The following is a 9,220-nucleotide window of genomic DNA, read 5'->3' on the forward strand; positions in this document are numbered from 1 at the left end:
ATTCATTTTGCATGTGCTTGGATAACATTCAGAGCAGCAGGACTTTTCGGATAGGCTCTTAACTGTGATTTTTAAATATAATTATAATTTTAAATAGCCATAATTTTAAACAGTTAAAATTAATTCGTATATATAATTCCACAAGGTTTATATAATGATTATACTCATAACTACTTAACTTTAAGATTGGTGGCCTTGCTCAGAAAAACGTCGGTGAGAGCAATCATCATAAATCGGTTGGTAGGTGAAACAAAATGCTCGGGAATAAAGTTTGTGGAGGGCACACCCTCGGAATAGTAGGAATAACGATGCTGGTATTGTTGATGACGGGCGCAGGGATGGCTCGGGCAGAGCCGGGACTGCCAGATATACCCGAAGATCCAGGTATATCCGAAGAAACAGGGTTTCCAGATTCGCTTTTAATGCCTGGAAGACTTGAGGCTAATGGCACGCATTTTGAACTGAATGATAGCGAATATCTGAACATCACCCTGGACAGCTCAGAGCCTATTAAGCTGGTTCTCGAATCTGCTCCTGAAATGGTTACTGTGCACATTGGATCTGCTTCTGGTGCCGCTTCAACACAGATAACACTTGGCGGCTTTGCACCTCAGACCACTTACCACAAATATGAAGACGATTATCATAACCACACTGTTTTCACAACAGATGCCAGCGGGAATTATTCTTATACACAGGATATTTCCACTGATCACCTAGTCTTCATCCAGCCCAGAGCCAGTACCAGGTTCATCCGCGACGATGCAACTGGTGGAGATTGTAATTCAATTGGGACATGGGACGCTACAACCAGGACATGCACCCTGACAACTGATTTAACTGAAACCCCCTATCAGTGCACCCAAACCGGGCCTGATTCTTATGAATGCACCCTGAAAACTGATTTAACTGAAACCTATCCTGGGATCCAGATAGATAGCAATGATATAACTCTGGATGGCAATGGGCACACATTGACAGGGAGTAACACGGGCAGTGGTGTTTACCTTTATAGAAGAACAGGCATCACGATCAGGAACCTGAATGTCAAAGGGTTTAGTCATGGTATCTATCTGTATTCTTCCAGCAATAACACACTGAGCGGCAACAGCGCCTCGAACAACAATCGCGGCATCTCTCTGTACTCTTCCAGCAATAACACACTGAGCGGCAATAATGCATCAAACAAAAACAATGATTATAACAGGTACTGGTTCGACGGGTACGGCATCTATCTTGATTATTCCAGCAGCAACATGCTGAGCGGCAACAGCGCCTCGAACAACAATTACGGCATCTCTCTTGGTTCTTCCAGCAACAACACGCTGAGTGGAAACAATGCAAACTCGAACAACAATGACGGCATCACTCTGGGGTATTCCAGCAACAACACGCTGAGTGGAAACAATGCAAACTCGAACAACAATTACGGCACCTATCTGGTCTATTCCAACAATAACACGCTGAGCGGCAACAGCGCCTCGAACAACAATCGCGGCATCTCTCTGTACTCTTCCAGCAATAACATGCTGAGCGGCAACAATCTTGTGAACAATAATAATAACGCCTACGATTATGTTGAATACTGTGAATATTATTATTATAATGATCATTATTATGTTGCCTGCTATATTATGAGCAGCAACAGTAAATGGGATAACGGTATTAAAGGCAACTACTACTCTGACTACACCGGCACCGACTCCAATGGCGACGGCATTGGCGACAGGCCATATCCGATCCCGCCGGGCCGCAGCCATGTGGACAGGTATCCGCTGATGGCTCCATACACTGGTGAGCCAATGGATAATGTACCACCAACAACAACCGCTGTATTATCTGGAAGCCATGGCAATAATAACTGGTACATTTCTTACGTACAGGTAAACCTTACAGCAACCGATAACGAAGGCGGCTCAGGTGTTAATGAGACTGAGTATAGCTTTGATAATGCAACCTGGACTACCTATACCGCTCCGTTTGCAATCACTAACGAAGGAACAACAACACTTTATTATCGCTCAACCGACAACGCAGGCAATATCGAATCGACCAGGGATCAAACAATCAGTATTGACAAAACTCCTCCTGTAGTCATGATCAATACACCCGTACCTTATGGACGCTACACAAACGACATGGCACTGAATTTCTCGGCAACCGATTCGCTGAGCGGAATAACAACAATAGCAGGGAACTTGACTAACATGACTGGAGAATCCGAAGAAGTATCCAGCGGTTTCATACCTGCGCCTGGTGTCTATACCCTGGTGGTTGACGCCACTGACCAGGCTGGCAATGCTGCGATTAGTGGTCCGGTGTTCTTCGTAGTGTACGACCCTGAGGGAGGCTTTGTCACAGGTGGGGGCTGGTTCAACCCGGATTCCGAGAGTACTTTGCCAGATGGCAGGGCAAACTTCGGCTTTGTAGCCAGGTACAAAAATGGAAACTTCACAGGCAACCTGGAGTTCCAGTACAAGGATGCAGACATCGATCTAAAGGACACGACCATAGATTGGCTTGTGATCAGCGGAGTAAGTGCTCAGTTCCAGGGCACAGGTACTATCAATGGTACCGGTCTGTATACATTCCGCGTTCAGGCAAAAGACAACGGTGAACCAGGTGCTGGAGCCGATTACTTTGATATCACGATATGGGATGGCATAGATACAGAAGCTGATCCTTACCACAAAGCTAAGAATATCCTGGAAGGCGGCAACATAGTAGTTCATAAGAAATAGGGTTAACCCTATTCTTAATTCTTATTTACGATATGCATTGACGAAAGCATTAATAGTACGCTTATCCTGAGATTAATTCCTGATTATTCTGTATAACAACGCAGTACAGATGTGATTCAGAAGCAGGAGGCTGTTCTGTTGTGCCTGTTGATATCCGCTCATCAGGATAGGCAAGCCGCTCACAGATTGAGATCTTCCTGAATAAACCCTGAGATTTTAGAAGATCCGTGATTTCATTTACACCGAAGGATGGATCCGGGAGGAGAAAGATGTTCTTTCCGCTGTTTAGCTCGATTATAAGCCTCTCCATCACCTGATCTACATCCCGTGAATGGGCAGTGATAACTGCAAGGTTCTCCATATCCAGACAGAGGCGGGAAGAGGCCAGTTGCAGCGAAGATATTCCAGGAATTACATCATCCTCCTTTTTTGCAAATTTTCCAAGTCCTGAGAGCATAGGGTCGCCTGTTGAAAGAACAACGGCGTCTTCAGGCAGCGAACTCAACCTGTAATCCGTGATCTCACGGGTTTCGCATTTTATATGTTCTCCTGCCAGTTCTATCGCCCTTTTTGAGCCGAATATTATATTTGCGCTCTCAATAGCAGATATTGCCTCCTCTGTCAGGAGATTCGGTCCTGCACCTACCCCGACTATTCTCATTATGGCTCACCGCTGTCGCGAAGTATTGTCCCGTCCCTGTTTAAAAGCACAACTCTTTTTCCTGATAGCTCTATCGCTTTACCAAGAGCCCTGTCTATAAGAGGGTTCTCTGGATTATCGTCTATCATCTCCTGGATCATCTGATAGCCGCTGTCTTTTAATATATCAGGATATGCCCATTTAAGGATAAGCCCTGGAAGACCGGAGATTATCACATCCCCTCTTGCTGCTTTTAATCCCCTTGATATATCGTTTCCGATAAGTATAACAGTATAATCAGGAAAAAGCATACTGGAGAACCTGACGCCAAGGCGCCCTGTGGTAAGAACGAGCTTATCAGCACCTTTTATGAGCTCTTCCTTCATCTCACCAAGGTGCTCATTCCATGGTTCCACAAAACCAGTTGTTCCGAGAATGGATATTCCCCCGGTTACCCCGACTTTTTCATTGAGCGTATGTTTTGCGATCTCCTCACCCTTCGGGACAGAGATGGTAACACACGCTCCTTTCAATCCGGTCTCCATAAGCGCTTCCTTTATCGCCTCTTCTATCTGTCGCATCGGTGCCTGTGTTATTGCAGGAATACCTTTTTTTGAGCCTATGCCATAGCCAGCTTTTACTACGATAGTATCATGCTCTCTGGCCTCAGCTGTGATCTCCATTCCTCCTGTGGCATCAGAGGCATGGTCGCCCGGATCTTTTATTGCAGATGCTTTTCCGTTTTTTGCAGTAACAGGCAGAACTGCGCTGTGTCCGGGTGGTGTTCTGATCGATACCTCTGATACCTCCCTTTTCAAGGATAACACAGATGCTTTTGCTGCCGCAGCAGCGGTCGTTCCGGTGGTATATCCCCGCCGCAGCAGAGAACCATCTGATAGAATGACATAACGTCCGCCTGATATACGTGCATTAAGTTCCTCTGCGGATATCCTGGTTCGGTCTATGGCCTGTCTTACCCATTCATCAGGTATTTTAAAATTATTGACAGGGTCTATCATAATTCTCTTATAATCTCCTCTTGAACAGCCTGTCCAGCTCCTGCCTGTTAAGAGATACCATAGTCGGCCTGCCGTGAGGGCACGTATAAGGATTCTCGGTGCTGAAGAGCTGCTTTATAAGGCTCTCCATCTGATCTGGCGAACAATCTGCTCCAGCCTTGATTGCGCTTTTGCATGCTATACTTCTCATTACGCGCTCAAAGAGACCGGTATCATTCTTTATTTTCCCTTCTGAGAGTATGTCTGCAATTACATCATGTATCAATGACGGGTCCCCGAGCTTTCCCAGGACGTTCGGAACTGCAGTAACTGCAAATGCACCCGGCCCGAACCCGGATATCCTGAAACCAAATCCCTCAAGATACGGGATACTCTCTTTCATTAATACCCGCTCCCTGGCATTCAACTCAAGGTTGACAGGAACAATAAGCTCCTGTGAATTAGCGCATTTGAACTCCCTCATCACCTGCTCAAAAAAAATACGCTCATGGGCAGCATGCTGATCTATTATAGTCAGCCCATCCCTGGTCTCGGCAATGACATACAGGCTATCCACCTGTCCGAGAACTCTTATATCGGGTGTTCTGGTTGTATTAACTTTTTCTTTATCTGTGATGTATCGCTCAGTATGCCGTAGCCTTCGATCAGTATCTTTTACAGGGAATTTGAACCTTGTACCTGTTTCTTTTATTAATGTCTGGCTAACCGGAGTTTGTTCATAGATAAGAGACTGTGTAACCGGTATTTTTATATCAGGGGTAAGGTTCTCATTTGAGAGTGCTCTCCTCACAGCTTCTGACACCGCATCAGAGATCTCATTCTCATGGCTCAGACGGACCTGGTTCTTGGTCGGATGGACATTGACATCAACCTCTCTTATATCAACATATATCTTTAGAACTGCAACAGGGAAGCGCCCTTTTTGTATAAGAGTGCCGTATCCATCTCTTAACGCATGGCTGATAGCTCTTGAAGTAACGCTCCTGTCATTGATATAGAATGACTGGGAATCGATACTGCCTCTTGTAATAGCGGGTTTTGATACGAACCCGTTTACCTTTGCAAATCTGGATTCAAGATCAACAGGAACCATCGCCCTTGCCACTTCCTGACCATAGATGTGGATTATTGTATCCTGCAGCAAAGAGGCGGGTGAGCGCAGTATCTCTGTTCCGTTGTGGATTAAAGTAAAGGATATATTATTATGCCCCAGTGCGTTCTTTGTCACCACATCGATGATATGTGCAAGCTCTGTACTATCTGATTTTAGATATTTCTTTCTTGCAGGGATATTGTAGAACAGCTCCTCTGCCAGTACAGACGTCCCATCGGCTGCTCCTGTATCGCTTATTCCAACCAGCTTACTACCGTGAACCGTGACTTTTGTGCCTGATATCTCATCCCTTGTTTTTGTAATCATCTCAAGCTTTGCAACAGCGGCGATAGAGGACAATGCTTCGCCACGGAACCCCATCGTCGTTACTGTTTCAAGATCCTCAATATTTCTTATCTTGCTTGTTGTGTGCTTCATGAGCGAGAGAGAGGCATCTTCCCTGCTCATCCCGCATCCATTATCAGTTACGCGTATCAGCTCCTTCCCGCCTTTTATTACTTCAATACTGATATCAGAAGCTCCTGCATCTATAGAGTTCTCTATAAGTTCCTTTATCACAGATGCAGGACGTTCTATTACTTCTCCGGCCGCAATCTTGCTTATAGTGGCTTCATCAAGCAGGTGTATTTTTCGCATATTAGAGATGGATGCTTATATTCTGGTATTGGTATTCACTCTTTCGATTCGGTTTATTTAACGTATAGGAAAGTATAAACGCATTTCTTCCTCCTCATCTTGAAATCTGATAGTCTAAAAACAACGAACATAAACGAACTGGAACGAACTCCAAGAGTTCGTTTTGAGTTAGTATAAGTTCGTTGTTAATAATTTTGCCCCCGCAGGGGCTTTCTTGAATATTTATAAAGTTTTTCTTACTAAAATCTTTTGCATAAGCAATTAGACAGCATAAGAATCCATACATGCCTGGCAGGAGAAATACGATAGAACACGGATTGCACGGATAACACGGATACACACGGATACGAAATCCGTATGATCACAGTGTCATCCGTATTCTATTCTCCAAGTCCTTTCTAAGACTATTGGCAAAATACTATAGTTTGTTGCTATTCGCGCAAAGGAAGGGACTCGAATGAAGTATCCTGATAGCGTGAGGTTATATAGGATATACAGAAGATGTAACCGAATAAAAATAAGAGTTATATACTTAAACAGTTAATATGCTGTCGGGCTGAAGGTGCGTTTCTAATGAAATCCACTGTAATAACGATTGATATTAAAACAAAGGGATCTTTAGAAAATGACTTTACTGGATCGATTTTCAGGGGTTGGCTTGGTTTTATACTGAAGTGTAATCCTAAAAGATCATGTATCGAATGCACTGAATCACCGCTTTGCCCCTACTTTATGGTATTTAAAGAACAAACTGATATCAAGCCTTTTTCTATTCTATCATTTAAGAAAGACGAATTTATCCGTAATTTTATTAAAATACATGGTGACAGGAGAAAGTTTGTACCAAAGATCCTTTCTTGTATTAAGGATAAAGCGAGTTCTAAGCATTTCGGTGGACTGGAATATTCTATAGAGTCGTTAGAAGCAAAAAATATTGAGATCCCAAAAATAAAATTATCTGAGAGCACTACTATTATTTTTGTTTCCCCTTTGCATTTACTCCGCAATCGGAGAACCGAGGTTATTCCATCTTTCAGCTCTTTACTTGCATCTTCAGTCAGGTCGTTTAACCGTATTACAAAATACTATGATCAGGAGAATTATCCCTATAGAATTTCAGATGATCTTTTAAATTCAGATATACCTATACATGATTTTGATATTAAAACGGTAAAGTTTAGTCATTCTACTATGGATGATAAATCAATAACACTTGAAGGTAGTATCGGATGGGTTAAATATGATACCTCATCTGCTCCAAATGAAGCAGGAGATATATTGAAAATTGGTGAGGCTCTTCAAATAGGGAAACATACTACCTATGGCCTGGGTGGATTCTTGATAAACACGGAGGCATAAAATGGAGAATATCGCTGTGACCGATTGGTTCACGAAAAAAAGAGAAACGATCGTTTATCCTGGTGAAAGTGATAAAAAGCTTGATGAATTGGTGGTAAAAATAATCAAGGGATTTAAAGGAGACAATCTTGAGGATATTGCCGATAATGTTTATAAAATTCTGAAAGAATCGAACTTCTACAATCAAATCTGTTCGGATTCCCGGCTTCCTGTTTGTTCACTTTTCCATCATTCAAAGAACACTTCAGGAATAGCGGTCTGCCTTGCTGAGCAAAAAGCTGATATGATGCCTGATTTTAAAAACAAATGCCTCGGACAATACGGTATACCCATAAATGCTTCTGCAAGTTATTCGAGCAGGGATTTTAGAGCATTAATAAGGCTTGCCTCATTACTTCATGATATCGGAAAACCGCGGTCATATACTTCTCAGAGAGAAGGGCTGCCATTTTATAATCATACAACTCAGACAGAAGAGATATTAACTCAGATTCTTGAAAAAGCATCTGCTGCTATCGTTTCAAGATACGAATTGAAAAAAATTTTACCAAAACTAGCTGCAAAACATCATTCAAGGGATTCTGAGACAATACTTGAGAGAGTGATCGGAAATGCCGATTCCATCGCATCTGCTGCGGATAGAATATATGAAGTGATGGCTAATTTTGAGAATAATTCTATATCAGTGAACTCAACAGATAAAATATTTCCACACGAGATCCACTTTGATGAGGGAGACCTACAGTGCCTTGATACTCAGCATACTGAGATACTGGGATATTATGGCAGAGTCACAAAATCTGCAAATTCAAAATCTAATGAACAAACCCTCACACTCTTCAGGGATTCAGTGATAAATGGCGGTGTGATGCAATACCTGGGGACACAATCTCAGATTTCAGGCTCGATTGGTGTACTGGCTCTTGATATAATGCAGATTCAAGATTATATTAATGAGGCTGAGAAACTCCCCATGTTAAGGGGCGGTAGTTCGATAGTTAATGATACCCTTGAGAATGCTGGAAAAATAATCGCCAGTAAGGTGTGTGAAGAGGCGATACTTTTCAGAGGTGGCGGAAATCTCCTTGCATTCGTTCCTTCTGATAGCGAAATCCAGCAGGATATAAAGAGTGAGATCAAAAAGGCAATTAGAGAAGCTTCATATGAAGGATTGGAGGGAGCTGTAGCTACTAAAATTGTTCAATTTAAAGAACTAAATAAATTCCCGGATGTGCTCGAAGCCATACAGGATGAAATCGATAAAGAAAAAAATGAATCTCGAAGACTGAAAATAATAAAACCCACAAACAAAAATGAGGTTTGCCCTTTCTGCTTTAAAAGAAAAGCAAGTAGTTTCAACGGTGAGAAGATCTGTAAAGTATGTGCTGAAAAGAAATCAAGTGGCTTAGAGCAGAAACATGAGAAAGGAAATGAGTATTTAGACAATGAACTATTAAAAAAATATAAACTGTATCGCCCATCTCAACTCCAGGAGATAGGGGAATCGATTGCTGTTATCGCTATTGATGGGAACATGATGGGACGCATATTCATGCAAACCATGACCCCTGCAGAATATAATTACAAGAGTGAGATTTTCGATAGAAATTTTAAAAATGAAGTTCGGGCTACCATCAAGGAATTTATAGCCTTAATTTGACAGTTTAAAAATCTTAGTTGTCGAGAAAGTCTACTATTTTAGCAGGAAAAT

General features: G+C 42.5%; 6 protein-coding genes. 3 read left to right on the forward strand and 3 right to left on the reverse strand.

The window, feature by feature from the left end; all coding sequences use genetic code 11:
- Positions 1-254: 254 nt before the first annotated feature.
- Positions 255-2,741 (forward strand): NosD domain-containing protein, encoded by a 2,487-nt coding sequence (locus tag ANME2D_RS02070; RefSeq protein ID WP_081810082.1) that lies wholly within the window; start codon positions 255-257, stop codon positions 2,739-2,741.
- Between the two features lie 61 nt (positions 2,742-2,802).
- Here the strand turns inward: ANME2D_RS02070 and ANME2D_RS02075 are convergent, their stop codons facing one another.
- The 3 genes from ANME2D_RS02075 to mutL are packed head-to-tail and all read right to left on the reverse strand — an operon-like array spanning position 2,803 to position 6,150.
- A complete protein-coding gene (locus ANME2D_RS02075; RefSeq protein WP_048088746.1) occupies positions 2,803-3,402 on the reverse strand; it encodes a cobalt-precorrin-7 (C(5))-methyltransferase in 600 nt (199 codons plus the stop codon).
- Positions 3,402-4,400 (reverse strand): cobalt-precorrin-5B (C(1))-methyltransferase, encoded by a 999-nt coding sequence (locus ANME2D_RS02080; RefSeq protein ID WP_048088748.1) that lies wholly within the window; start codon positions 4,398-4,400, stop codon positions 3,402-3,404. Before ANME2D_RS02080 ends, ANME2D_RS02075 begins: the two co-directional genes overlap by 1 nt.
- A 7-nt stretch (positions 4,401-4,407) precedes the next feature.
- Entirely contained in the window at positions 4,408-6,150 is a 1,743-nt protein-coding gene (gene mutL / locus ANME2D_RS02085; protein WP_048088750.1) for a DNA mismatch repair endonuclease MutL, read from the reverse strand.
- Between the two features lie 573 nt (positions 6,151-6,723).
- Here mutL and cas6 point away from each other — a divergent pair.
- Both cas6 and ANME2D_RS02095 read left to right on the forward strand, forming a co-directional pair.
- The gene (gene cas6 / locus ANME2D_RS02090; protein ID WP_048088752.1) at positions 6,724-7,509 is read left to right on the forward strand and encodes a CRISPR system precrRNA processing endoribonuclease RAMP protein Cas6; all 786 of its coding nucleotides are present in this window, start codon (positions 6,724-6,726) and stop codon (positions 7,507-7,509) included.
- 1 nt (position 7,510) lies between these two features.
- Entirely contained in the window at positions 7,511-9,169 is a 1,659-nt protein-coding gene (locus tag ANME2D_RS02095) for an HD domain-containing protein (RefSeq protein WP_048088754.1), read from the forward strand.
- The last annotated feature ends 51 nt before the right edge of the window (positions 9,170-9,220 follow it).

It is taken from the genome of Candidatus Methanoperedens nitratireducens, assembly GCF_000685155.1.
GTDB lineage: Archaea > Halobacteriota > Methanosarcinia > Methanosarcinales > Methanoperedenaceae > Methanoperedens > Methanoperedens nitratireducens.

Coding starts and splice junctions, on each gene's coding strand:
- mutL (WP_048088750.1), bottom strand. CDS start 6,150: ATGCGAAAAATACACCTGCTTGATGAAGCCACTATAAGCAAGATTGCG.
- ANME2D_RS02070 (WP_081810082.1), top strand. CDS start 255: ATGCTCGGGAATAAAGTTTGTGGAGGGCACACCCTCGGAATAGTAGGA.
- ANME2D_RS02080 (WP_048088748.1), bottom strand. CDS start 4,400: ATGATAGACCCTGTCAATAATTTTAAAATACCTGATGAATGGGTAAGA.
- ANME2D_RS02075 (WP_048088746.1), bottom strand. CDS start 3,402: ATGAGAATAGTCGGGGTAGGTGCAGGACCGAATCTCCTGACAGAGGAG.
- ANME2D_RS02095 (WP_048088754.1), top strand. CDS start 7,511: ATGGAGAATATCGCTGTGACCGATTGGTTCACGAAAAAAAGAGAAACG.
- cas6 (WP_048088752.1), top strand. CDS start 6,724: ATGAAATCCACTGTAATAACGATTGATATTAAAACAAAGGGATCTTTA.